General features: G+C 73.5%; 26 protein-coding genes. 12 read left to right on the plus strand and 14 right to left on the minus strand.

Annotation, left to right across the window (positions count from 1 at the left end):
* Positions 1-33 precede the first annotated feature (33 nt).
* Entirely contained in the window at positions 34-675 is a 642-nt protein-coding gene (locus ACFCXS_RS31990) for a hypothetical protein (RefSeq protein ID WP_376646842.1), read from the plus strand.
* 82 nt (positions 676-757) lie between these two features.
* On the opposite strand, the gene murQ is transcribed toward ACFCXS_RS31990, so the two are convergent.
* Entirely contained in the window at positions 758-1,690 is a 933-nt protein-coding gene (gene murQ / locus ACFCXS_RS31995) for an N-acetylmuramic acid 6-phosphate etherase (RefSeq protein ID WP_376646843.1), read from the minus strand.
* 46 nt (positions 1,691-1,736) lie between these two features.
* The gene (locus ACFCXS_RS32000; protein WP_376646844.1) at positions 1,737-2,672 is read right to left on the minus strand and encodes a MurR/RpiR family transcriptional regulator; all 936 of its coding nucleotides are present in this window, start codon (positions 2,670-2,672) and stop codon (positions 1,737-1,739) included.
* A gap of 55 nt (positions 2,673-2,727) precedes the next feature.
* Here ACFCXS_RS32000 and ACFCXS_RS32005 point away from each other — a divergent pair, with 55 nt between their 5' ends.
* Together ACFCXS_RS32005 and ACFCXS_RS32010 are read left to right on the plus strand one after the other, a co-directional pair.
* Positions 2,728-3,111: a hypothetical protein gene (locus ACFCXS_RS32005; protein WP_362236221.1), complete on the plus strand. Its 384-nt coding sequence runs from the start codon at positions 2,728-2,730 to the stop codon at positions 3,109-3,111.
* Between the two features lie 88 nt (positions 3,112-3,199).
* On the plus strand, positions 3,200-3,487 hold the full coding sequence (locus ACFCXS_RS32010; protein ID WP_376646845.1) for a DUF4031 domain-containing protein: 288 nt from the start codon (positions 3,200-3,202) through the stop codon (positions 3,485-3,487).
* Here the strand turns inward: ACFCXS_RS32010 and ACFCXS_RS32015 are convergent.
* Both ACFCXS_RS32015 and ACFCXS_RS32020 read right to left on the minus strand, forming a co-directional pair.
* The gene (locus ACFCXS_RS32015; RefSeq protein ID WP_376646846.1) at positions 3,457-4,536 is read right to left on the minus strand and encodes a GNAT family N-acetyltransferase; all 1,080 of its coding nucleotides are present in this window, start codon (positions 4,534-4,536) and stop codon (positions 3,457-3,459) included. The two genes, ACFCXS_RS32010 and ACFCXS_RS32015, sit on opposite strands and share 31 nt — an antisense overlap.
* A 10-nt stretch (positions 4,537-4,546) precedes the next feature.
* Positions 4,547-5,209: a hypothetical protein gene (locus ACFCXS_RS32020; RefSeq protein ID WP_376646847.1), complete on the minus strand. Its 663-nt coding sequence runs from the start codon at positions 5,207-5,209 to the stop codon at positions 4,547-4,549.
* Positions 5,210-5,255: 46 nt separating this feature from the next.
* On the opposite strand from ACFCXS_RS32020, the gene ACFCXS_RS32025 reads away from it, so the two are divergent.
* Both ACFCXS_RS32025 and ACFCXS_RS32030 read left to right on the plus strand, forming a co-directional pair.
* A complete protein-coding gene (locus ACFCXS_RS32025) occupies positions 5,256-5,936 on the plus strand; it encodes a maleylpyruvate isomerase family mycothiol-dependent enzyme (RefSeq protein ID WP_376646848.1) in 681 nt (226 codons plus the stop codon).
* Between the two features lie 113 nt (positions 5,937-6,049).
* Complete coding sequence (locus tag ACFCXS_RS32030) at positions 6,050-6,742, plus strand: copper homeostasis protein CutC (protein WP_376646849.1); 693 nt, start codon at positions 6,050-6,052, stop codon at positions 6,740-6,742.
* A 267-nt stretch (positions 6,743-7,009) separates the two neighbouring features.
* Here ACFCXS_RS32030 and ACFCXS_RS32035 read toward each other — a convergent pair whose 3' ends face one another.
* The gene (locus ACFCXS_RS32035; RefSeq protein ID WP_376646850.1) at positions 7,010-9,049 is read right to left on the minus strand and encodes a HelD family protein; all 2,040 of its coding nucleotides are present in this window, start codon (positions 9,047-9,049) and stop codon (positions 7,010-7,012) included.
* Between the two features lie 177 nt (positions 9,050-9,226).
* On the opposite strand from ACFCXS_RS32035, the gene ACFCXS_RS32040 reads away from it, so the two are divergent.
* Both ACFCXS_RS32040 and ACFCXS_RS32045 read left to right on the plus strand, forming a co-directional pair.
* On the plus strand, positions 9,227-9,358 hold the full coding sequence (locus tag ACFCXS_RS32040; protein ID WP_376646851.1) for a hypothetical protein: 132 nt from the start codon (positions 9,227-9,229) through the stop codon (positions 9,356-9,358).
* 129 nt (positions 9,359-9,487) lie between these two features.
* Positions 9,488-9,676 (plus strand): hypothetical protein, encoded by a 189-nt coding sequence (locus ACFCXS_RS32045; protein WP_062927558.1) that lies wholly within the window; start codon positions 9,488-9,490, stop codon positions 9,674-9,676.
* 18 nt (positions 9,677-9,694) lie between these two features.
* On the opposite strand, the gene ACFCXS_RS32050 is transcribed toward ACFCXS_RS32045, so the two are convergent.
* Positions 9,695-11,338 carry a DNA repair helicase XPB gene (locus ACFCXS_RS32050; protein WP_362236247.1) on the minus strand — a complete coding sequence of 548 codons (1,644 nt, stop codon included), beginning with the start codon at positions 11,336-11,338 and terminating at the stop codon, positions 9,695-9,697.
* 190 nt (positions 11,339-11,528) lie between these two features.
* Here ACFCXS_RS32050 and istB point away from each other — a divergent pair, with 190 nt between their 5' ends.
* Entirely contained in the window at positions 11,529-13,169 is a 1,641-nt protein-coding gene (gene istB, locus ACFCXS_RS32055; protein ID WP_376646852.1) for an IS21-like element helper ATPase IstB, read from the plus strand.
* Here istB and ACFCXS_RS32060 read toward each other — a convergent pair.
* From ACFCXS_RS32060 to ACFCXS_RS32070, 3 genes are all read right to left on the minus strand, one after another.
* Positions 13,147-13,371, minus strand: coding sequence for a hypothetical protein (locus ACFCXS_RS32060; RefSeq protein WP_376646853.1), 225 nt, complete (start codon positions 13,369-13,371; stop codon positions 13,147-13,149). The genes istB and ACFCXS_RS32060 overlap by 23 nt on opposite strands.
* A 196-nt stretch (positions 13,372-13,567) precedes the next feature.
* Positions 13,568-13,699 carry a hypothetical protein gene (locus ACFCXS_RS32065; protein WP_267896267.1) on the minus strand — a complete coding sequence of 44 codons (132 nt, stop codon included), beginning with the start codon at positions 13,697-13,699 and terminating at the stop codon, positions 13,568-13,570.
* Between the two features lie 167 nt (positions 13,700-13,866).
* On the minus strand, positions 13,867-16,413 hold the full coding sequence (locus tag ACFCXS_RS32070) for a helicase-associated domain-containing protein (protein ID WP_376646854.1): 2,547 nt from the start codon (positions 16,411-16,413) through the stop codon (positions 13,867-13,869).
* Positions 16,414-16,566: 153 nt separating this feature from the next.
* Here ACFCXS_RS32070 and ACFCXS_RS32075 point away from each other — a divergent pair, with 153 nt between their 5' ends.
* A complete protein-coding gene (locus ACFCXS_RS32075; protein WP_376646855.1) occupies positions 16,567-17,583 on the plus strand; it encodes a hypothetical protein in 1,017 nt (338 codons plus the stop codon).
* 96 nt (positions 17,584-17,679) lie between these two features.
* Positions 17,680-18,303 carry an HAD family hydrolase gene (locus tag ACFCXS_RS32080; protein WP_376646856.1) on the plus strand — a complete coding sequence of 208 codons (624 nt, stop codon included), beginning with the start codon at positions 17,680-17,682 and terminating at the stop codon, positions 18,301-18,303.
* Here ACFCXS_RS32080 and ACFCXS_RS32085 read toward each other — a convergent pair.
* The gene (locus ACFCXS_RS32085; protein WP_376646857.1) at positions 18,282-18,530 is read right to left on the minus strand and encodes a hypothetical protein; all 249 of its coding nucleotides are present in this window, start codon (positions 18,528-18,530) and stop codon (positions 18,282-18,284) included. The genes ACFCXS_RS32080 and ACFCXS_RS32085 overlap by 22 nt on opposite strands.
* A gap of 164 nt (positions 18,531-18,694) precedes the next feature.
* Here ACFCXS_RS32085 and ACFCXS_RS32090 point away from each other — a divergent pair, with 164 nt between their 5' ends.
* Positions 18,695-19,078, plus strand: a complete 384-nt coding sequence (locus ACFCXS_RS32090; protein ID WP_003991106.1) for a cold-shock protein — start codon at positions 18,695-18,697, stop codon at positions 19,076-19,078.
* Between the two features lie 63 nt (positions 19,079-19,141).
* Here the strand turns inward: ACFCXS_RS32090 and ACFCXS_RS32095 are convergent, their stop codons facing one another.
* From ACFCXS_RS32095 to ACFCXS_RS32110, 4 genes are all read right to left on the minus strand, one after another.
* Complete coding sequence (locus tag ACFCXS_RS32095) at positions 19,142-19,990, minus strand: 1,4-dihydroxy-6-naphthoate synthase (protein WP_376646858.1); 849 nt, start codon at positions 19,988-19,990, stop codon at positions 19,142-19,144.
* Positions 19,980-20,690, minus strand: a complete 711-nt coding sequence (locus ACFCXS_RS32100) for a futalosine hydrolase (protein WP_376646872.1) — start codon at positions 20,688-20,690, stop codon at positions 19,980-19,982. The genes ACFCXS_RS32095 and ACFCXS_RS32100 overlap by 11 nt, the downstream gene beginning before the upstream one ends.
* Positions 20,660-21,133, minus strand: a complete 474-nt coding sequence (locus ACFCXS_RS32105) for a DUF2771 domain-containing protein (RefSeq protein ID WP_376646859.1) — start codon at positions 21,131-21,133, stop codon at positions 20,660-20,662. The genes ACFCXS_RS32100 and ACFCXS_RS32105 overlap by 31 nt, the downstream gene beginning before the upstream one ends.
* A 97-nt stretch (positions 21,134-21,230) precedes the next feature.
* Positions 21,231-22,664, minus strand: coding sequence for an MFS transporter (locus tag ACFCXS_RS32110; protein WP_376646860.1), 1,434 nt, complete (start codon positions 22,662-22,664; stop codon positions 21,231-21,233).
* Positions 22,665-22,936: 272 nt separating this feature from the next.
* Between ACFCXS_RS32110 and ACFCXS_RS32115 the strand changes: the two genes are divergently transcribed.
* Positions 22,937-23,863, plus strand: a complete 927-nt coding sequence (locus ACFCXS_RS32115; protein ID WP_376646861.1) for a DUF3027 domain-containing protein — start codon at positions 22,937-22,939, stop codon at positions 23,861-23,863.
* Positions 23,864-23,944: the final 81 nt, after the last annotated feature.

Below are 23,944 nucleotides of genomic sequence, written 5' to 3' on the forward strand. Positions count from 1 at the left end.
CAACGAACGGTCGAGCGACAGGGGATCGAAAGCATGAGCGCGTCCGGTACGGCGGTGGTGGCCGACGGCACCGGAGGGGCGGGGTCACCGGGGCCCGCCCCTTCCGGCGGGCGCAAGGTCGTGGGTTCCGTGCTGTGGGCCCTGCTGGTGCCCGCCCTGCTGCTCCTCGGCGCCGTGCTCGGGCAGTGGATGACCTGGGCCGGAGTCGTCGTCGCCCTGGCGGTCATCGCGGTCGCCGCCTGTGTCGTCGGCGGCTCCTGGCACCGGGCCGGGGCGGCGACGCTGGTCTCCTTCGGCGGCTTCGCGCTGATGCTGTTCGCCGGGCCCGCCGCGTACGAGGCGTACATGCAGTCCGCCGGAGAGCCCGTCGACGCCGTGGTGACCCAGGTCGCCGACCGGGACCAGCGGCGCGGGCCGGACATGTCCTGCACGGTCCGGGAGCTCGGCGGGAAGCGGACGACGTACGAGGTGTCCCAGCAGGAGAACTGCTTCGGCCAGGCCCGGCCCGGTGACCGCGTCGAGATCCGCAAGGACCCCCTCGGGCTGCTCGGCCCCCGGCTGCCCGACAGCCCCGACCAGCGGAACACCACGGAGATCACCCTCGCGGTCACCGCCGCGCTGACGCTGCTCGTCGCCGGGGGCACCCTCTACGGCGGCCTGCGCCGACGGGGCTGACGCACCGACGGGGCTGACGCACGGACGAGCTTGACCCTTACGCCGCGTGAGGCCGGAGCATGCCGGTAGCGCGGCCGAGTCGTCAGCCGGACGCCGCCAGGGCCGCTCGCAGGTGCCCGCCGGACTCCTCCAGGAGGCGGGCCGCCGTCGGGCCGTCCACGTCGGCCAGGATGCTGAGGATGGCGTTCTTCACCTCGCCGTCGGTGGCGGCCAGCGCGCGGTCGATCTCGTCGTCCGCGGCACCGGTGGCGAGGGCGACGATGCGGTGGGAGCGGGCGCGGAGCTTGTCGTTGGAGGCGCGGACGTCGACCATCAGGTTCCCGTAGGTCTTGCCCAGCCGGATCATCGTGATCGTCGAGATCATGTTGAGGACGAGCTTCTGCGCCGTGCCGGACTTCAGGCGGGTGGAGCCGGTGAGCAGTTCGGGCCCCACCACCACCTCGATGCCGTGGTCGGCCGCCGCAGCGAGCGGGCTGCCGGGATTGCAGGCGAGGCCGACGGTGAGGCAGCCGCGGGCGCGGGCGTGCTCGACCGCGCCGATGGCGTACGGGGTGCGGCCCGAGGCGGAGATGCCGACCACCGTGTCGTCGGGGGTCAGGGCCAGGGCGTCCAGGTCCGCCCGGGCCAGTTCCCGGGAGTCCTCGGCGCCTTCCACCGAGGTGACCACGGCGTCCGGGCCGCCCGCGATCAGGCCGACGACCCTGGCGGGGTCGGTGTTGAACGTGGGTGGGCACTCGGAGGCGTCCAGGACGCCCAGCCGGCCCGCCGTGCCCGCGCCCGCGTAGACCAGACGCCCGCCCCGGGCCATCCGCCGCGCGACGGCGTCGATCGCGGCGGCGATCTGCGGCAGCCGCTCCCCGACCGCCCCGGCCACCGTGGCGTCCTCGCCGTTCATCAGCCGGGCGAGGTCGAGCGTGGGCAGCCGGTCGATGTCCGCGAGCTCCGGCCGGAAGGCCTCGGTGGTCAGGGACTCCAACTCGGTCCTGAGATCACGGGGATGGGAGGTGGAGGTCATGGACGGCTCTTTCCGTGTCTTTCCGGTGCTGGGCGGGGCGGCTGCCTCAGGAACGATGCCGGTGGGCCAGCGCCTCGTACGACGCCGACAGCGCCGGCGCCGCCTTCTCGTACGTCCGCTGCGCCACCCCCACGAACAGGCAGTCCACCACGAGGAGCTGACCGGTCCGGGACGACATGGCCGCCGGGCGCAGCTCGCTCTCCCGTGCGGTGGACGTGGTGAGGACGTGGTCGGCGTACTGCGTGACCGGACCGTCGGGGCGGCCGGTGACCGCCACCGTCGTCGCCCCGCGCTCGAAGGCCGCCCGCAGCGGCTCTATGACGTCCCCCGTCGACCCGGAGTGCGTGATGGCGATCGCGACGTCGCCCGCGCGCAGCTGCACGGCGTTGGTGACGGCCAGGTGCGGGTCGCTGTGCGCGTGCGCCATCAGCCCTATGCGCAGCAGCTTCTGCGTGAGGTCCTGCGCGACCAGGCCGGACGCGCCGACCCCGTAGACGTCGGTACGGCGGGCGGTGGTCAGCGCGGTGACGGCCGCGGCCAGTTGGACCGTGTCGAGCCCGGCGGCCGTGTCGGCGAGGGTCTGCTGCTCGTCGTAGGCGAGCTTGGCGACCACGTCGGCGATCGGGTCGTCCACCGCGATGTCCGTCGTGATGGCCGGGGCGCGGCCCGACTGCTGCTGGGCCGCGAGGCCCGCGAGGGCCAGGCGCAGGTCCCGGTAACCCGGATAGCCCAGCAGGCGGGCCGTGCGTACGACGGTGGCCTCGCTGGTGCCGGTCAGTTCGGCGAGGCCGGTGACCGTGAGGGCCGCGCAGCCGGCCGGGTCGCTCGCGACGGCCTCGGCGACGCGCTGCATGGACCGCGTCATCGACGGGCCCAGCGTGCGGACCTTGGCCGCGAGGGCGGCCGGGGCGGGCGGGGCGCCGCTCGCGCCGGAGGAGCCGCCGCGCTCACGGGCGAAAATTTCCTTCACGTCACGGGTCACGCTTGAAAGATATTTTCGGCGCGGCGGCCCGGTCAAGAGTGCGCACAATGGGTGCATGGAACCCATCAGCCCCCTGGAGCAGGCGCTGCACGCCGCGCGCGCCCTCGTGCTGGCCGACCTCGTCGCGGGACGCGTCGCCGACGCGGATGTCGTCTCGCTGGTCGAGGAGTCCGTCAAGCAGCGCCGATGGTGGGTCGAGCAGTGGCCCGAGGGTGCCCGGTACGTGGCCGGCCTGGTCGCGCAGGACGTCCAGGACGCGCTGCTGGAGCGGTACGGCCGCTGGCCGCTGTGCCCGGTGTGCGGCACCGGCGACCCGCATGCCCTCGACGTGGAACCGGAGTTGGGGCCCGACCCGCACTGGGTGTGCAGCGAGGCGGGCGTGAAGGTCGCCGCGGTGGGGTCGCTGGGCGAGGCCATCGGCGGGCCGGCGTCCTCGTGAGACGTGGTGGTCACGCCGACGCCGGCGTCCTGGTGCAGCTCCCGGTGAGGCCTGGTGGCGATGCTCGTGAGGCCCTGGTGAGGTCCTGGTGACGATCTACATCGACCCGCCGACCTGGCCGGGCCACGGCCGCCTGTGGTCCCACCTCGTCAGCGACGTGTCCTACGACGAACTGCACACCTTCGCCGCCCGCCTCGGCGTCCCGCCCCGGGCCTTCGAACGGGATCACTACGACATCCCCGAGCAGCGGTACGCCGACGCGGTGCGGGCCGGGGCCGTGGAGGTCAGCAGCCGCGAGGTGGTGCGGCTGCTGCACGCGGCGGGGCTGCGGCGGCCCAAGGGGCGCTATCCCTCGCGGGGCTCGCGCAGCTCGTAGGTCAGCTGCTCGGGGTCCTCGGCGACCTGGGCGAACCCGGCGCGCGAGAGCACGTTCTGGGAGGCCGCGTTGTCCCGCTCGACGTTCGCGACGACGGTCCGCGCCTCCGGCCGGCCCAGCGCCCACTGCGACAGCGCGCGCAGCGCCTCGGTGGCGTAGCCGTGGCCGCGGGCACCCTCGACCAGGTCGTAGCCGACCTCCACCCGCCCCTCCTCGTCCGGGACGGTGTGGAAACCCATGGCGCCGATCGCGCGGCCGTCCTCGCGCCGGACCAGCACGTACGTGCCCCACTCCGGCCGGTGGACGCCGTCCTCGTACTGCTTGTACACCAGCCCGGTGCCGACCCGGGTGCCCTCCATCGGGCCGCCCTCGATCCACTCGAAGCCGCCGTCGCCGACCGTGGACAGGTCGGCCGCGGCCGCCGGGGTGACGCCCTCGAGGGTGAGCCGCTCGGTGCCGATCACCAGGTTGTTGTTCCAGCGCCACCGCGTGACCGGGGCGCGGCCGGCCAGTTCCCCGCGGCCGGTGGCCCACAGCAGGGTCGTCCACGGGGTGGGCCCCGGCTGGACGTGCGGGAAGATCCGGGTGAGCACGAAGTCGCACAGCTCGGGCGCCGGTTCGTACGACACGCCCAGCCCGTCGGCGATGTCGTGCGTGTGCAGCAGCACCTCGGCCACGCCCATCGCGGCGAACCCCTCACGGTTCGCGCTGCGGAACGGGTACGGGTGGAAGGCCCGCACGTCACGCGGGGTGGTGCGGACCGCCGCGGCGAGCAGGGCGCCGGTGGTGCGGATCACCTGTACCGCGCCCGCGTTGCCGGTCCCCTCGTCCAGCGAGATCTCGAAGGGCGTGTACCCGTCGGGCTCCCGGCCGGCCAACTGTCCCGCGTACGCGATGAGATCGCTCGCGATGTGCACGGCCGTCCCCCGGCAGTCCCACTCCAGCCGCCCGGCCCGCACCCCTTCCCAGCCCCGGTCGGTGACCGTCCCCAACAGTCCCACGCACTCGGCGACGGCCTGCTCCACCTGTTCCGCACCCGTTGTCCACATGGGGGGCAGGCTACGAGGGGTCGTGGGGCGGCGGCGACAGCATTTCCAGCTCGGCGGTGAGGTTGTAGCGGGCGGTGGCCTCCCACTCGGCGGTGCCGTGGGGCGTTCGGAACAGGCGTGGAAGGTCGAGCAGTTGGCGCAGGATCGCCGCGCGGCCCTCGCGGAATGCGTCGCTGGGGACGAAGTGGTACTCCTCGCGGACGGCGGCGGTGTAGGCGGCGTACGCCGACGGGGGCGAGGCGAGGATCGCGAGGTCGGCGTCGCACAGGACCTGGCCGTCGGGGTCGTCGTCGGCGGGGTCGTGGGTGACGGTGAGCCGGACCAGGCGGGCCACCTCGGCGCTCTTCGCGTCGGGAACGCCGGCCTCCGCGAGGGCGCGTTCGGCGAGGCGGGCCGAGCGTTCCTCGTTCTCGGAGCGGTCGGGCAGGTAGACCGCGTCGTGGAACCAGGCGGCCAGCCGGACCACGTCCGGGTCGTGCGCGTACCGCTGGAGTTCGTCGACGCGGTCGAGGACCGCCGTGAGGTGCTCGACCGTGTGGTAGCGGCGCTGGGGCTCCTGCCAGCGGGCCAGCAGGTTGTCGGCGTACGGCGCGGGGTCCGGGCCGGCGGCCGGGCCCCGGGCCGCTTCCAGGGCGCGGGCGAAGCGGGTGCGCAGGGAGTCGAGATCGGCCATGGGGGCATTCTCCCGCCGAGCGGGGTCGGGCACCTAGCGTGGGGGTATGACGACTCCTGCTGATGTGCATGACGTACGGGACCCCGAGCAGCCCGGCAGGCTGCTGACGATCGAGCGTGACGCGCTGATCCCGCTGTTGCGGGGCCGGGCCGGGGAGGATTTCGCGCGGCCGGTCGCCGCGTGTCCGGGCTGGACGGTGCGGGACGTGCTGGCGCACTGCTCGGCCGCGCTGACCCGGGCGGCGGAGGGCAGGCTCGAGGAGGGCGTGTTCTCACCCGAGTCCAACGACCGGGACATCGCGGAGCGGGCCGGCTGGAGCGACGCGCAGGTCGTCGACGAGCTGGAGCGGGGGATGGGCGAGGCCGGGCCCGTGATCGCCGGGGCGGGCGGGAAGCTGGACGGTCTGGCCCTGGGGGAGTGGGTGCACGCCGGTGACGTGCGCGAGGCCCTGGGCGAGCCGGGGGCGTACGGCGGGGCCGGGCTGCCGGACGCGCTCGCACTGCTCGCGCGGATCACCCGCGAGCGGGGGCACGTACCGGTCCACGCCGACCTCGACGACCTGGACGAGCCGCTGCGGCTCGGCGAGAGCGGCGGGGAGCGGCCCCCGGGCCGTTTCATCGGCGACGGGCCGACCCTCGTACGGCTGTACACGGGGAGGCCGGTCGACGGGGCGCCGGGGTTCGAGCTGGCCGGGGTGGAGGCGAAGGAGCTGAACATCTTCGGCTGAACCCGTTCCTCGGGGCATCGGATGCGGCGCGGACGGGCAGCGTAGTCTTGATTGGACTAGACCTGTCATCAGGCCTGTCATCGAACGCCGACGCATGCCGACGAAGGGGCCCCATGAGCAAGCGTGCAGTCCTGGAGGTGATCGCCCTCGGCGTCGAGGACGCGGTCGCCGCCCAGGCGGGAGGCGCGGACCGCCTCGAGCTGGTCACCGACATGGCGGCCGACGGGCTCACCCCGTCGGCCGCCACCGTCGCCGCCGTCCGGCGCGCGGTCGACATCTCCCTGCGGGTGATGATCCGTCCGGCGGACGGGTTCGCGGCCGGGGACGTCGAACGGCTGGTGCGGGTGGCCGGTGAGCTGCGGGAGGCCGGGGCGTCGGAGTTCGTGCTGGGCTTCCTCGACGGCGGGGGTGCGGTGGATCTCGGTGCCGTGGAGCGGGTGGTGGAAGCTCTGGACGGATGCCCCTGGACGTTCCACCGGGCCATCGACCGGGCCGCCGACCGGGACGCCCTGCGCAAGCAGCTGGACGGGATGCCGGGGCTGGACACGTATCTGACGGCCGGGTCCGCCGACGGGGTCGACGACGGGCTGCCCGTCCTGCTCGCGGAGGCCGGGCGGTCGGGGGAGCCGGGGTACGAGCAGCGGTTGCTGGTGGGGGGCGGGCTGCGGCTGGACCATGTGCCGGTGCTGTCGAAGGCCGGGGTCGACGGGTTCCACATCGGCGGGGCGGCTCGGCCACGGGGGTGGAACGAGCCGGTGTCGGTGGCGGCGGTGACCCGGTGGCGGGCGGCGCTGGACGCCCGTTGACGACGTATTCCGCGGGCTGGTGGCGACCGGGCCTCCGGCCCGTGGATCACGATGGGGCGCCCGGCCCCGCAGCGGCGTCCCCGGCGATGTGGCCAGGGCCGGAGTGAGCGTCCTGCTCGGAATCGTCGGCCCGAGCGAGTCCGGGCAGGTGTCGTGGATACCGCCGCTGTCCGGGCACATGCTGACCGGCGGGAATCGCGTGGACTTCCCGGCCGGCCCGCCGAGGTTCCGTGGCCTGAGCGCGGCGCGTACGTCCGGAAGACCCGGTCAGGTCAACTGCGGGGGCAGCGGCACCGTGTGGGTCACCGTCAGCCCCGACACCGCTCGCGTGAGTGCCACGTACAGGCGGCGCAGGCCCGTTCGTTCGTCCGGTTCGCCGTCCACCACCGCACGGGGTTCGTCCAGGACCACGTAGTCGTACTCCAGGCCCTTCGCGAGGGATGCCGGGACCAGGGTCAGGCGGGTGTCCTGGGTGGTCTCCTCGCCCGGGCCGAGATACGGGATGCCGGACTCGGCGAGGGCCTCGGCCAGTTCGGGCACGCGGGCGTCCGCCGCGATGAGGCCCGTAGAGCCCTCGTGGCGCAGCAACTCGCGGCACGCCTCGACCACGTCCTTCGTGCCGGAGACCTGCCGGACCTCGAAGTGGCCCGGGTTCTCGCGGATCGAGGCCACCGGGGTCAGGCCCGGGGCGATGTGCGGGAGCAGGCGGGAGGCGTAGGTGATGACGTCCGTCGGGACGCGGAAGCCCGCCGTCAGCTCCTCCACCAGGGCGTCCTGCTTGCCGAGATGCGTCAGCGCCTCCTGCCAGCTCCGGGTCGCCCAGGGCGTCGTCCCCTGCGCCAGGTCCCCGAGCACGGTCGCGCTTCCGGTGGTGCAGCGGCGGCCCACCGCCCGGTACTGCATGGGGGACAGGTCCTGCGCCTCGTCGAGGACGACGTGCCCGAGGGAGTGCGTGCGCTGGATCAGATCGGTGGCCTCGTCGATCAGAACGGCATCCGCGGCGGACCACTTCGCCGACTTCACACTGCGCGCCGGCTTCTCCCGGAGGATCGCCTTCTGTTCGTCCTCGTCGAGGATCCCCTCGGCGTGCACGGCGAGGAACTCCGCGTCCGACAGCAGCCGCAGCACCAGCTTCGCCGGGTCGACGGCCGGCCAGACCGCCTTCACCGCCGCCTTGACCGCGCTGTTGCGGGCCACCGCGTCCTGCACCCGGTCGTCGGGCGCCTCACCCGAACGTTCCATCTGCACCAGCACGGCATGCGCGATGCGCTGCGGCAGGGCATCGCGCGCGGCACCGTAGCGGATGTCTCGGTCCAGCAACTCGCGGACGATGTCCTCCAGTTCGTACGCCGGGACCCGCCAGCGGCGGGAGCCGCGCACGACCACCACCGGCTCGGTGGGCAGCGTGACGTGCGCGTAGAGGGCCCGGCGCAGCACCCGCGCGAGCCGGGCGTCGCCCTTGACGACCGCGGCCGTCGCCTCGTCCGTGCCCTTGATCTCGACATGGCCGACCAGGTCGTCCACGGTCGCCTGCTGGACGGTCAACTCGCCCAGCGCGGGCAGCACTTGCTCGATGTAGTGCAGGAAGGACCGGTTCGGCCCGATGACCAGCGTGCCGGTGCGGGCGAGCCGCTCGCGGTGGGCGTAGAGGAGGTAGGCGACCCGGTGCAGGCCGACGGCGGTCTTCCCGGTGCCCGGGCCTCCCTGCACGCACACCGTTCCGGAGAGACCGGAGCGGACGATCTCGTCCTGCTCCGGCTGGATCGTCGCGACGATGTCCCGCATCGGGCCGACACGCGGCCGCTCGATCTCCTGCTGGAGCAGCTTGCTGGTCCGGGAGGCCTCGGCCGGGTCCGACAGGTGCTCGTCCTCGTACGCCGTGATGTCGCCGCGGGTGTAGCCGAAGCGGCGGCGCAGCGCGACGTCCATCGGGTCGTTCTTGGAGGCCCGGTAGAACGGCTGCGAGACCGGCGCGCGCCAGTCGATGACCATGGGGTCGCCGTCGTGGTCGTGCACATGGCGGCGGCCGATGTAGAAGCGCTCGCCTTCCGCGCCCTCCGCCGCTTCGGCGCCGGGGGCGTGCAGGTAGTCGAGCCGGCCGAAGAACAACGGGGTGTCGCTGAGGTCGGCCAGGGCCTTGATGCGCTCCTCGATCTGGCGGGCCAGCACCTCCGCGTTGACCCAGTTCGCGGTGACGTCGCTGATGTCGAGGGCCTCGACGTCCTCGCGCATGGCACGCAGGGCGGATCGGGACGAGGAGAGGTGGGAGCGCTCACGCGCGAGCGGGTCGTCGACGGGCGTGGACAAGGGGGTGCCTCCGAGGGGTACCTGCTGAGGTGACGGCGGTGGGTGCCGGCCGGTTTCCGTCCGGTCGGCGGCACTCCGTGAGGGAGGCGGGCAAGAGCGGAGATCTTAGAGGAGCGGGGGCGGCTGCCGCGAGCGGGTTTTCGCACCGCTGCCCGCTTGTCCCACGAAGGAGGACGTGTGCGATCAAGCACCGATGCGACGGTACTGGCCTACAAAGGACTCGACGGTGTCCCGCTCTGGCTGTTGTCAGGGATCGCCGTCCTGGCTTTCGTCATCCTCGGCGCGACCTGGATCCGCAAGCGCAAGTAGGAGCAGAAAGCCACGGGCGCGAGGCCTCCCCCTAGGGGGAGGCCTCGCCCCCCGGGCGTACGAGGGCCGTCGGAAAGTTCGGTCCGGAGACCGACGCGGGCTTTACGGTCGAAAACGCACCATGGAGACATGAGCGCAGCAACCATCCACCCCGCCCCGGCACCGGGCCGTCCGCCCGGCGCCACCGCCGTGGCAGGCAGCCACCGTCACCGCCTCGGCGATGCCCTGCGCGCCGTCAAGGTCTTCGCGGGCGCCGCCTTCGACGTGGTCGTCCTCGGCCAGTACGGAGAGGAAGTGGGCGTGGTCCGCCGCAAGTGAGCGGACCGGCACCCACCGTCAGCTCTCCGCCAGCAGCTCGTCCGCGTCCACGATCCGGTACGCGTACCCCTGCTCCGCCAGGAAGCGCTGGCGATGCGCGGCGAAGTCCTGGTCGATGGTGTCCCGGGCGACCACCGAGTAGAAGTGCGCCTGGTGGCCGTCCGACTTGGGACGCAGCACCCGGCCGAGGCGCTGCGCCTCCTCCTGCCGGGAGCCGAAGGTGCCCGAGACCTGGATGGCGACCGTCGCCTCCGGCAGGTCGATCGAGAAGTTCGCGACCTTGGACACGACGAGCACGCTGATCTCGCCCTCCCGGAAGGCGTCGAAGAGCTTCTCCCGCTGCGCGTTCGACGTCTCGCCCTTGATCACGGGCGCCCCGAGGTGCTCACCCAGCTCGTCCAGCTGGTCGATGTACTGCCCGATGACGAGGATCTGCTGCCCGGCGAACTTCCGGACCAGCGCCTCCGTGACCTTCCGCTTGGTCGCGGTCGTCGCACAGAAGCGGTACTTCTCCTCCGTCTCGGCCGTGGCGTACGCGAGTCGCTCGGAGTCGGTCAGATTGACCCGGACCTCCACGCAGTCGGCGGGCGCGATGTAGCCTTGCGCCTCGATCTCCTTCCACGGCGCGTCGAACCGCTTGGGCCCGATCAGCGAGAACACGTCCGACTCCCGGCCGTCCTCGCGGACGAGGGTGGCGGTCAGGCCGAGCCGCCGCCGCGCCTGGAGGTCGGCGGTGAACTTGAAGACCGGCGCGGGCAGCAGGTGCACCTCGTCGTAGACGATGAGCCCCCAGTCCCGGGAGTCGAACAGCTCCAGGTGCGGGTAGACGCCCTTCCGCCGGGTGGTCAGCACCTGGTAGGTGGCGATGGTGACGGGCCGGATCTCCTTGCGGGTGCCGCTGTACTCGCCGATCTCGTCCTCGGTCAGCGAGGTCCGCTTCACCAGCTCGTGCTTCCACTGCCGCGCCGAGACGGTGTTCGTGACGAGGATGAGGGTGGTCGACTTCGCCTGGGCCATCGACCCGGCCCCGACCAGCGTCTTCCCGGCACCGCAGGGCAGGACGACGACGCCCGAACCGCCGTGCCAGAAGTTCTCCACGGCCTGCTTCTGGTACGGCCGCAGCGCCCAGCCGTCCTCGGCCAGTTCGATCGCGTGCGCCTCGCCGTCGACGTACCCGGCGAGGTCCTCGGCCGGCCAGCCCAGCTTCAGCAGCGTCTGCTTGATCTGCCCGCGCTCGGAGGGGTGCACGGCGACCGTGTCCGGGTCGATGCGGGCGCCGACCAGGGGCGTGATCCGCTTGGACCGGAGGATCTCCTCCAGCACCGGGCGGTCGGTGGTGGTCAGGACCAGTCCGTGCGCCGGGTGCTTGGACAGGGTGAGACGCCCGTAGCGGTCCATCGTCTCGGCGATGTCGACGAGCAGCGCGTGCGGCACCGGGTAGCGGCTGTACTGCACGAGCGCGTCCACGACCTGCTCGGCGTCATGGCCCGCCGCACGGGCGTTCCACAGGCCGAGCGGGGTCACGCGGTAGGTGTGGATGTGCTCCGGTGCCCGCTCCAGTTCCGCGAACGGGGCGATGGCCCGGCGGCAGCCGTCGGCCTGCTCGTGGTCGACTTCCAGGAGCAGGGTCTTGTCGGACTGGACGATCAGCGGACCATTCACGCGCGGCACCCTTTCTGTGGCCGGAGGGCTTGGACGGCTCGACAGCGCGACGCCTCGGCCAAACGTCCAGTGTGCCTGATCGACCGCGTCAGGTGGTGTGATCTGCGCGTCCGGTCGTACTGAATGCCTATTCATCCCAACGTGTGGTGTGAATTCAGTTTTTCCAGCGCGGCCCCGAAGAATGGCGCACGTGCGCAACCCGACGACCACCACGCTCGGATACGCCCTGTTCGCCACCCGCTGGCTCCAGGCCCCGCTGTACTTCGGGCTGGTCGCCGCCCAGGGCGTCTACGTCTACAAGTTCTTCAAGGAGCTCTGGACCTTAATCCTGATGTGCGTGAGCGGGCACGCCACCGAGACGTACGTGATGCTCGCGGTGCTCAAGCTGGTCGACGTCGTCATGATCGCCAACCTGCTGATCATGGTGATCGTCGGCGGCTACGAGACGTTCGTCTCGCGCATCGGCCTGCAGGGCCACCGTGACCAGCCGGAATGGCTCTCGCACGTCAACTCCAACGTGCTGAAGGTCAAGCTCGCCACGGCGATCGTGGGCATCTCGTCGGTGCATCTGCTGCAGATGTTCGTGGACGTCCACCACACCTCCCACCACGCGCTGCTGTGGGGGACGGTGATCCACATGGCGTTCATCGCCTCGGCGGCGATCCTCGCCTACATGTCGGGGCCGATGGTCGCGCAGGCGGACCGCGGCCACACCGACCGTGCGCAGGCCGGGCACGCGCAGGCCGGGCACGCGCAGGCGGGGCACGCGCAGGCGGGGCAGGCTCAGGCAGGGCACGCGCAGGCGGGGCACGCGCAGGCGGGGCACGCGCAGGCGGGGCAGGCTCAGGCAGGGCAGGCTCAGGCAGGGCAAGGGCAAGGGCAGGAGCACGCACAGCACGGACCCGCCGGGCACGGACCCGCCGGGCACGGACCCGCCGGGCACGGACCCGCCGGGCACGCGCAGGCGGGGCAGGCTCAGGCAGGGCAAGGGCAAGGGCAAGGGCAGGAGCACGCACAGCACGGACCCGCCGGGCACGGACCCGCCGGGCACGGACCCGCCGGGCACGGACCCGCCGGGCACGGGCAGGCCGGGTACGGGCAGTGCGGGCACGGGCAGTGCCGTGACGCGCAGGCCGAGGGCCAGGACGAGGGCGACCGCGGAGACCGGCCCCCGGCCCGGCCGGAGCGCGCGGCCCCGGTGGCCGCACCGGCCGTTCCCCGGCAACCCCGCCCGGACGCCGAAGGCGACGCCGGCGGCGAGGCCCGGATCCGTGCCGCCGGCTTCCCCGCCCGCAAGCTGCTGGAGGACTTCGACCAGCACCACCCCCGGGACTTCGACCGGGAGACCATGGCCCGGCTGGGCAAGGCGGAGTTCGTCGCGGCCCGGCGCAACGTGGTTCTCATCGGGCCGCCCGGCACCGGCAAGACTCATCTCGCCGTCGCCCTGGGCGTCCGATCCTGCCAGGCCGGGCACCGGGTGCTGTTCGGGACGGCCGCCGAGTGGGCGGCCCGGCTCTCGGACGCCCGGGCCGCCGGCCGGCTCGACGCGGAGCTGACCGCTCTCGACGATCACCCCCTCCTGATCGTCGACGAGATCGGCTACACGCCTTTCGACGCGGCGGCCGCGGGTCTGTTCTTCCGGCTCGTCGCCCACCGCTACGAGCGGGCCTCGCTGATCGTGACCAGCGACCGCCCGCTCGGCCGCTGGGACGAGGTCTTCGGCACGTCCGCCCCGGCGATGACGGACCGCCTGGCCCATCACGCCGACGTCGTGCGGCTCGACGGGGACAGCTACCGCTCGCGCCGCGCTACTTCAGCGTGGGCAGACTGATGTTGTTGACCAGCGGGCCCTCGATACCGACCCCCTCGGTGACCAGTGGTTCCACGGCGGCGACCGGCAGGGGCAGCGGCGCCGCGGGGGCCGCTGCGGCCGAGGGCGCGAGCACCCCCACGAGCGCGACGGCACAGAGGGCTACGGCGGCACGGCGAGCGGCGGAGGCACGGAGAGCGGCGGAGGGCGGGTTCTCACGCATGGGGACGGCAGGGCCTTTCGGAGACTGACATCGAGGGACGGACGGCGACAGCGCGCCGCCGCGGGCCGGCCCGAGGACGCCCGGACCGGCCCGCGGAGCGCGCGGGAGCACATCAGACAGTGCGGAACAGACGGGGTGCAGCCGGGAGCGGATCAGACCGCTGCGGATCAGACGGCCACGGATCAGACGGGTGCGCTCAGACCTGCGGTGTCTCCAGGACGAGGCCGGCGACGTCGATGCTCACCGCGGACGCCGGGGTGGCGAGCCCACCGAACGTCATCAGGGCGGCGGTGACGAGGACGGCGGCGACTCGACGGACAGCGCGCATGGGGATTCTTCCTTCCGGACGGCTCACAGGACACCCGGTGGCTGCCCCCGCGCACACGGCGTGATGCGGCACGCCCGGGAAGGTCGCCCGAGCGTGGGAAATCCCCGGCGTGGCGCGCATGAATGCCCGCCCGCACCCGAACGGGTGACGCGGCCCCCTCGACGCCCTCAGCCCGCGTCGTCGGCGAGCTCGGCCACCCCGGTGATCCGGTGCAGCGGATACGTACGGACCTCGTCCGCGGTGTGGTCGTACGCCGTGACGAAGCCGCCCTCGACGCGGATCGGGGCGATGACCCGCTGACTGGCGGCGCCCTCGGCGTTGACGTAGCCGATCCACAGGGCCTCGCCGGTCAGCACGGCGGCCTGCATGGTGGCGAGGGTCTCGGCGGCGCCGGTGCGGGGCAGCTCGCCGTCGCCCGCCGGAGCGGTGCCCGGCTTGCGCGGGGTGGTGGAGGCCAGGTCACCGGCCCGGACGGCCCGCAGCGCGGCCGACAGGAGGGTGTCGTCGGGGACGGGCGGGCCGTCCGGGACCGGCTCGGGCGGGGTGCGGGGCGGGGTGCGGTGGGCCAGGGCGCGGGTGATCAGCACATCGCCCTCCGCGGACTCGGCGGCCGGAGCGAACCCCATCGCCCGCAGGCCCTCCAGGAGCCCTGCCGGGTCGGCCTGGGCGGCCAGCACGGTCGGGGCGAGCCGGCGCAGCCCGAGCCCGGCGGCCCGCTTGTCGGCGAGGATCTCCGCGAGCACCGCGTCGTCGTCGCAGCGCACGTACGCCGAGGCCGCGCCGACCCGCAGATGGCCGTGCCGGCGGGCCACGTCGTCGATCAGGTAGGCGAGCGGCTGCGGCACCGGCGTACGGGAGTGCGCGGCGAGGAAGGCGTGCAGGTCGGAGGCGGCCTGACCGGCGTCCAGCGCCCGCCGCACCGAGCCGGGTGTGAACCGGTACACGGTCGCCCCGCCCTTGGACTCGACGTCCGCCAGCACGCCCAGCATGTCCGCGAGCGGCCGCCGCAACGGCCCGGGCGCCACCGCCGTCAGGTCGGCCTGGAGCAGCACGTGGTCCAGCGGTTCGGGCAGCAGCGGCGAAAGAAGCCGGGCCGCGGCGGCGGAGGCGACGGCCTGGTCGGCGGGGGTGAGGGGAGCGGGCGGGGCGGAGCGGTGGTGGTGGACGGGCAGCTTGTCGCCCGGCCCGGCGGGTTCCGCTTCCGGATCCGGCGCGGGAGCCGCCGCAGCCGCGGGCCCGCCCAGCAGTGCCCGGCCCTGGGCCGACAGCGCGCCCCGGCCCGTGACACCCAGCAGCTCCGCCTCCGACAGCGCCCACTCGGCGAGCCGGCCGCGCGGGTCGTCCTCGCGCCGGTCGCCGCGCAGGGGCCGCTCCCAGCGCAACCGGGCGAGCACCGACTCCGTGGCGGGCGCGGCGCCTTCCGGCAGTCCGGCGAGCAGCGCCAGCACCCGGTGCCGTACCTCGGGCGCGGCCGAGCGGTCCAGGCCCGGGCCGAGCGCCGACAACGTCCGGTCCTTGGCGTCCCGCCCGCCCACGAGACCGGCCGTCCGGGTCGCCGCGAGCCACGCCGTGACCAGCTGCGACCAGCGCTCCGCGGGGGGCTGCTCGACCCACTCGTCGTAGGCGGGGGTCGCCGCGTACCGTTCGTCGGCCTCGCCGTCCGAGGCGATCAGACCGGCCGCGTACGCCAGTTCCACCCAGAACGCGGCCGTCGGCTCGGGCACGTCCAGGGCGACGGCGGTCCGCTTCAGGTCCCGCACGCTCAGCCCGCCGGCCCGCAGTACCGCCGGACCGCCCTCGTCCCAGTCCTTCAGCAGCTCCTCGACGGTCGCCAGCGCGGTGTACGCCTGCCCGGCCGCGGTGCTGTCCACAACCTGTGGACGATGTGCGGCGGCCGCCTCGACCACCGGCGGCACCGGCTCGGCAGCCCGGTGCGCCAGGCCCCGCCGCAGGTGCAGGGCGACCTCGCGCGGCAGGACGACGGTCCCGGGCGCCGTCGGCAGCAGCAGCCCGCGGTCCAGCAGCCAGCGCAGCCGGGGCGCGGGATCGGCGGTGACCTGCCCGTACGGCGGCCCCCACACCAGGCGTTCCAGTACGTCGAGGGAGTCGGCCGGGGCGTCGGCGAGCAGCGCGGCCATCCGGGCCCGGTCCGTGAACAGCCCGGCCAGGGCGGTCACCGCGGAGACCGAGTCGTGTGTCGAGGCCAGTCCGGCGGCCGTGACGATCTCCTGGATCCGGCCCGGGGACATCCCGGCGGTGGCCTCCTGGACCGTCGGGCCGAGCCCGGTCGGCGAGGGGTGCTGCGGCGAGGGGGCCAGCAGCTCACGCGCCGTGCGGACCAGCCGCAGCCGGTCGTCGTCGCCCCACACCAGGGCCTGCTCGCGCAGCAGGCCGACGGCGTGCGGCAGGGCAGCCGTGACGGCCGGGTCGGCGTCGTCCCCGGCCATGAGCCCGAGGAGTTCGCCGTACGGCGCCGGGTCCGCGGCCACGGCCAGCGCCTCCGCCGTCTGCAGCGCGAACCGGTCCAGCCGCTCCAGGGCCCGCGCCACCGAGGCGCGGGTGCCGGCGCGGGTCGCGAGCTGGGTGAGGTCGGTGGGGACGGGCGTGATGAGATCCGGGCGGCTGCGCAGGAGTGCGCCCAGCGAAGCATCGCCCCGCGCGCGGAGCGCTTCCGCGAGGGAGCGGGGGGCCGGGGGCCTGTCCTCGGTGCTCATCCGGTCCACGGTAGCGGGTCGCCCCCGGCGGCCGGGCCGATCGCGGACCGCCCCGCCCCCCGTACGCGGGACGGGCTTTTGGCCGCTGGGAGGGCACTCGCGGTACCGTCGTGCGACGGCGTCACGCAACGCACCCGCCCCGGAGGGGACTTCGTGGGGATTGAGAGCGACCAGGTCGTTTACGAGTATCTGAGCCGCGTCGGCGACGTGGCCCAGCAGCGGCAGTTGTCGTCGGCTACCCGCATGCGTCTGGTCGCCGACCTGCGCAACGAGATCGACAAGCGCCGCTCGAAGGCCACGGTCGACTCGCCCGCCGCAGTCCGCCGCATCCTGTCCCGCCTGGGCAGCCCCGACGACGTCGTGACCGCGGCGGCGGGCGGCACCACCGGTGAGCCGTACGCGGCCGCCCCCGCCTCCGTCCCGGTGCAGCGCGAGACCGAGCCGCAGGAGCGGGGCGAGCGGGCGAAGGGCGTCATGCGGCGCGTCGTACCGCGCCCCCGTCCGGCGCGGCCCGCCGAGGACCCGCACCCCGCGCCCTTCGACGGTGCGGCGCCACCGCATCTGGCCGCCGCGCACGAGCTCGGGGACAGCGCGCTCCAGCCGGACTGGTGGCGGGTGGAGAGCGGCCCCTTCGGCGTGGGCGACGAGGTGCCGGGCTTCGTGGGCGGTGTGGAACTGCCCGACCTGCTGAAGCCACCGGCGCAGCGGAAGGCGGAGCAGGAGAGGCCGGACGCCGAGGGGGCGGCCCCGGCCGTGGAGGCGACCGAGGTGGCCGACACGGCGGACGCGACCGGGAAGGGGCGCCGCCGCCGTCTCGTCCGGCTCCCCGCCGGGAACTGGAGCAACCCGCTCCTGCTGATCGCCGCCGGGCTGCTCGTCGCCGGTGCCGTGCTCGGCAACTGGTTCGTCCTGCTGCTCGGCTGGCTCATCGCCTACGCCTCCCGTCGCCTCACCCAGGCCGAGACCAAGTGGGCGGTCGTGATCCTGCCCGGCCTCTCCCTGACGGGGGGCGTGGTCTGGCTGTGGGGCCGGATGAACGGCCGCTGGGGCGCCCCGATCGCCGAGGGCCACATGAACGCGGCGGTGTCGGAGACCTGGCCGTGGGTGGTCAGGGGCGCGGCGGTGGCCTCGGCCCTGTTCCTGGTGTGGCGCTCACAGCGCTCGCGTTAGCGGCACCACCTGAGCGCGTCCGTCGGGCCGGACGGCTGTCGTGGGTACGTCCGCCGATCACAGCCGGGCGTCTGCCGTTCACACCGGCTGGGCACAATGGCCCATATGGCACTCACCGTCGGCTTCGACCTCGACATGACCCTCATCGACTCCCGGCCCGGCATCCGCGCCTGCTACCAGGCGCTGTCCGAGCGCACGGGCACGTACATCGACGCCGACCTGACGGTCACGCGGCTCGGGCCGCCGCTGGCCGAGGAGCTGATCAACTGGTTCCCGGCCGAGGAGATCCCGGCCATGGCGGACCTGTACCGGGAGATGTACCCGGCGATCGCCATCACCGCGACCCCGGCGCTGACCGGCGCCCGGGAGGCCATCGCCGCCGTACGGGAGGCCGGCGGACGCGCGATAGTCGTCACCGCCAAGTACGAGCCCAACGCCAAACTGCACCTCGCCCACCTGGGCATCGAGCCCGACGCCGTCATCGGCGACCTGTGGGCCGAGCAGAAGGCGGAGGCCCTGCGCGAGCACGAGGCGGGCGTCTACGTCGGCGACCACGTCGGGGACGTCCGCGGTGCCCGGGCCGCCGGGGCCCTCTCGGTCGCGGTGGCCACCGGCCCCTGCCCGCCGGAGGAACTGCGCGCGGCGGGCGCGGACGTCGTCCTCACCGATCTGACCGAATTCCCGCGGTGGCTTTCGGACTACCGTCCCGCACGCGCCTGACGCCGTCCGGCCGCCACGGAACGCAGCACTCCCGCACCGGCCATCAGGAATCCGACGGCCATGAGCATGCTCAATCCGAACATGTACGTCGGAAAGGGAGTCGTCCCGAGCAACAGCGGGGCGACCGTGACCAGTGTGGCCAGGGCGCCGATGAAGAACACGACGGCTCCGGCCCGGACCAGGCGGTCACCGGGAACGGCGGAATTCGTTTGGGTTTTGTCACGCACCCGACCAGGGTAGTTCCCAGCGCGAAGGAACAACCGGGTGACGTCTTGTCACCGGCTGCCTGAGCATTAGCCTTGGTACCGGCGGGTCCGTACGACCCGCCCGAGTGCTATCAAGAGCCGTTTCCAGAAGCAGTTTTCCGACGAGTACGAGGACGAGGACAGACGTGCCCACCGGCAAGGTCAAGTGGTTCAACAGTGAGAAGGGCTTCGGCTTTCTCTCCCGTGACGACGGCGGCGACGTCTTCGTCCATTCCTCGGTCCTCCCCGCCGGAGTCGAGACGCTCAAGCCGGGCCAGCGAGTGGAGTTCGGCGTCGTCGCCGGACAGCGCGGCGACCAGGCGCTGTCCCTGGCGATCCTGGACCCCACCCCGTCCGTCGCCGCCGCTACCCGCAAGAAGCCGGACGAGCTGGCCTCCATCGTCCAGGACCTGACGACGCTGCTGGAGAACATCACGCCCATGCTGGAGCGGGGCCGCTACCCCGAGAAGACCGCCGGCAAGAAGATCGCCGGCCTGCTGCGCGCGGTCGCCGACCAGCTGGACGTGTGACGCCGGTCGGGACGCGTGAGGCCGATCGGGACGGGTGACGCCGGTCGGGACGGGTGACGCCGGTCAGGGAAAGCGCAGCGCGTCCGGGCCGAGGGGCGGTACGAGTCCCTCGGCCGCCGCGCGGGTCAGCAGTCCGCGTACGGCCGCGTAGCCGTCCTCGCCCAGGCCCGCGGTGAACTCGTTGACGTACAGCCCGATGTGCTGGTCGGCGACGGCCGGGTCCATCTCCTGGGCGTGCTCCATGACGTAGGGCCGGGACGCCTCGGGATCGTCCCAGGCGGCGCGCACGGACGTCCGGATGGAGTCGGCCAGCAGCCGCAGCTTCTGCTCCCCCAGCGACCGCTTGGCGATGATCGCGCCCAGCGGGATCGGCAGCCCGGTGGTGTGCTCCCAGTGCTCGCCCATGTCGGCGAGCTTGTGCAGCCCGTAGTTCCGGTACGTGAAGCGTGCCTCGTGGATCACGAGTCCCGCGTCGACCTTGCCGTCCCGCACGGCGGGCATGATCTCGTGGAACGGCATGACGACGATCTCGCCGACCCCGTCGGCCACGGTGTCCGCGGCCCACAGCCGGAACAGCAGATAGGCGGTGGACTTCTCGCTGGGCACCGCGACGGTCCGCCCGGTGAGGTCGGCACCGGCCTCCCGGGTCAGCACCAGCGGCCCGCAGCCCCGCCCCAGCGCGCCCCCGCAGGGCAGCAGGGCGTAGTCGTCGAGGACGTAGGGCAGCACGGCGTACGACACCTTCAGCACGTCGAACTCGCCGCGCTCGGCCATGCCGTTGGTGATGTCGATGTCGGCGAAGGTCACGTCGAGGGCCGGGGCGCCCGGGACCCGGTCGTGGGCCAGGGCGTCGAAGACGAACGTGTCGTTCGGGCAGGGCGAGTACGCGATCTGCAGCTGCTCAGATGTCATGCCGGTTCCAACCCTCCAGTACGGGCGCGAGCTTCCCGAACCCTTCCGTCAAGGCTGCCAGGGCGTCGGGGATCCGCCACGCGGCGCGGTCGCGGGGACCGACGGGGTTGGAGATCGCCCGGATCTCCAGCACGGGCACGCCGTGCGCGGCGGCGGCCTCGGCGACGCCGAAGCCCTCCATGGCCTCGGCGAGGGCGGTGGGGTGCCGTTCCCGCAGCGTGGCGGCCCGGGTGGCGGTCCCGGTCACGGTCGACACGGTGAGGACGGCCCCGGTCCCGGCCCCCAGGGCGTCGGCGGCCCGCCGTACGAGATCCGCGGGCGGCTCATGCCTGACGGTCCCGAAGCCGAGCTCGGTGACCGGCACGAACCCGTCCTCGGTCTCGGCCCCCAGATCGGCCGCGACGATCCCGTCGGCGACGACCAGCGACCCCACGGGCGCCCCGGGCTGGAACCCGCCCCCGATCCCGGCGGACACGACGAGGCCGTAGGGCTCACCGCGCACAGCGGCGGCGGTGAGAGCCGAGGCGACAGAGGCGGCGGCGAGCGCGGGCCCGACACCGCCGGCGATCACTTCGACGCCGCCGTGGTCGGGAAAGGCCCCGGCCACCGCGTCCCTCTCCACAGGAACAGCGGTGGCCACGAGCACCCGGCTCAGCCCAGCGGCAGCGATCAGGCGTCCTTCTTGAGCTTGAAGTTCCAGAGCCCGGACGGGTCCTTGTCGCCCTCCTTGATGGACACCAGCGTCGAGTTGCCCTGCGCGCCGTACTGGGCGTTGAAGAACACGCTGCCCGGAATCGTGCGGTAGGTCTTCGTGCTGGAGTCGGTCAGCGGCTGACCGTTCATCAGGATCGTCCAGCCCTTGTCGGCGATCTCCGGGTCGACCCCGAAGCGCACCGTCTCGTCGGGGTCGACGGAGATGCTCTTGATGCCCTTGTCCTTCAGGCACCCGGCGAGATCGGACGGCTTCAGGGCGTCGCCCTCGCCGCCGCAGGTGGCCTCGGAGTTCACCGAGTCGCTGCCCACGGTGACCGTGGCCATCGGCGTCGGCTTGTCACAGGCCGACAGGACGAGCAGTCCGGCGGATACGACGCCGGCGACGGCGACGGCGCGGCGGCGTCGCACAACGGATTGCAACGTGTTCATGGGCGAAGGCTATCGGGCCCGCGCAATGGACCGCCCACGCGGGGTACGGCTCCCTGGGAGATCCATCGGAAGGCCCCCTGCCCGGCCCCGTGCGGCCCTACGCCACCCGGGCCCGCCCCGTGCTCCCGTGCCGGGCCGAGTCGATCAGCCCCCGCACGGTCGCCAGCCACCCGGTGCCGACGATCGCGGCACCCACCGCCAGCCCGGCCGTCCCGTTGAGCGGCATCGCGATGCCGATCGCGCCGCCCAGCACCCAGGACATCTGCAACAGCGTCTCCGAGCGGGCGAAGGCCGACGTACGGACCAGTTCGGGCACGTCCCGCTGGATCAGCGCGTCCAGGGACAGCTTGGCCAGGGCCTGCGCGAAACCGGCGATCGCCGCCAGACCGGCCACCATGACCGCGCCGAAGAACACCGCCGCCGTGATCGCCGCGCCCGCCACGCACGCCACCACCGTCACGATGATGATCTCCGGCGCGCGGGAGCGCAGCCACGCCCCCACGGCCGTACCGAGCGCGTTGCCCACGCCCGCCGACACGCCCACGATCCCCAGCGACACGGCGGCGCTCTGGCCGGAGACCGGGTGCTCGCGCAGCAGAAACGCCAGGAAGAAGATCAGGAACCCGGTCAGACAGCGGATGGCGGCGTTGGCGGCCAGGGCATGGGTGACGGCCGGGCCGACCGTGCGCAGCCCGGGCCGCTTGACCGGCTGCCGGTGCGGCCCGTGCAGGTGCTGCTCGTCCGCCGCCAGCAGGGCACGGTCCTCGCCCTTGGCGGAGTCGACCTTCGGCGGCAGCGTGAACGACAGGATCGTCCCCGCCACGAAGAGCACGAAGGCACCGAAGAGCGGCCAGCGCGGCCCGATGTGCTGGAGTCCGGCACCGACGGGCGCGGCGATGCCGGTGGCGAGGAGGCCGCCGAGGGTGACCCGCGAGTTGGCCTTCACGAGCGAGAACCGGGGCGGCAGCAGCCGGGGCACGACGGCACTTCTGACCACGCCGTACGCCTTCGACGAGACGAGGACGCCGAGCGCTGCCGGGTACAGCTCCAGGCCGCCGCTGACGACCGCTCCGGACAGCACGATCGCGAGCAGGGCCCGGGCCAGCATCGCGCCCGCCATGGCGGCGCGGCGGCCGTGCGGGAGACGGTCGAGGAGCGGGCCGATGACGGGGGCGAGGAGGGTGAAGGGCGCCATGGTGATGGCGAGGTAGAGCGCGACGCGCCCGCGCGCCTCGTCGGTGGGCACGGAGAAGAAGACGGTGGAGGCGAGGGCGACCGTGATCATGACGTCGCCGGCGCCGTTCACCCCGTGCAGTTCGATCAGCTTGCCGAGGCCGGACTCTCCTGCGCCGTGCGCGTGGGTGGCCTTGCGGATGCCCCGGGCCGTGCCGGTCACCGGGAAGCGCAGGGCACGGCCGAACGAGCGGAAGAAGCCGCCCACACGGCCCGGTCCGCCCGGTCGGATACTTCCCTTGACCCCTTTCGACCCACCGGTCCCGGTGGCGCCCGGGGGTGTCTTCGCGGCTGCCACGACGTCATAGTGCCCCGATAAGGCCGTGGGTAGTGCCATTACCGCTTGTATAGGGCCTGTGGGGTGACTGTCCGGGGCGGCGGCGCGGGGTGCGGTGGACGGCGCAACTGGACCGTCGGTGTACGCGACGTGGGGCGGAAGGGTAGCGTGCGTATCTCAGCCATCCCGCAAAATGGATGAAGGACGTCGACGCGGTCCCCCGGTCCGCTCCGTCCGCCCCCGCGCCGGGAGCGGCGCACTCGTGAGACGGCGTATGGAGAGAAGCGATACCTGTGAGCGCAGCGACAACGCGAAGCCGCACCCCTGACCGTCTGTGCGCCGAGGCCGTCGACCTCGCACGCGCCGCAGCCGAGGAGGCCGCGGCGCCAGGAATCGTGGGCGAGCACGTGGGACTGGTCTCCGAGGGTGACCGCGTTGTCACGCACTTCTTCGAGTGCCGGGAGCTCGGCTACCGGGGCTGGCGCTGGGCGGTGACGGTGGCCCGGGCCTCCCGGGCGAAGATCGTCACGGTGGACGAGGCCGCGCTGCTGCCCGGGCCGGACGCGGTCCTGGCTCCCGAGTGGGTGCCGTGGAGCGAGCGGCTGCGTCCCGGCGACATGGGGCCCGGCGATCTGCTGCCCACCGACGCCGAGGACCTTCGGCTGGAGCCGGGCTACTCGGGCGAGGACGAGCCGGCGCCGAACGTCCCCGTCTCCCACGAGATGGCCGACCTGGTCGAGTCGGAGGACGCGGACCTCACGGCCGGCTCCGCCTCCGGCTTCACGGTGGCTCCGTCGCGTGGGTCGATCCCGGCGGTCGCCCAGGAGCTGGGCATGCGCCGGGCCCGCGTCCTGTCCCGCTACGGCCTGCACAGCGCGGCCGACCGCTGGGAGGAGGCGTTCGGCCCCAAGACCCCCATGGCCCAGTCTGCCCCCGCGGCCTGCGTCAGCTGCGGCTTCCTCGTCCCGATCAGCGGCTCCCTCGGCCAGGCCTTCGGCGCCTGCGCCAACGAGTTCTCCCCGGCCGACGGCCGCCTGGTCTCCCTGGCCTACGGCTGCGGCGGCCACTCCGAGGCCGCGGTCATGCCCCGCCCGCCCCAGCCGCCCGCCCCGGTCATCGACGAGACCCGGGTCGACCCGTTCCCGCTGCGCCCGGCCCCGGACTCGGGCTCGGTGACACCGACGGCGGACGCGGACACGGAGGAACTGGGGCACTCGTAGCGGCCGGCCGCGCACACGTCGGTCACGTCACCGGCCGTGCCGGCCGGCCGACCGGCCGTCCGCGTCGCCGGCCGGTGACCC

Origin of the sequence: Streptomyces sp. NPDC056373, assembly GCF_042262425.1 — a bacterium.
Classification (GTDB): domain Bacteria; phylum Actinomycetota; class Actinomycetes; order Streptomycetales; family Streptomycetaceae; genus Streptomyces.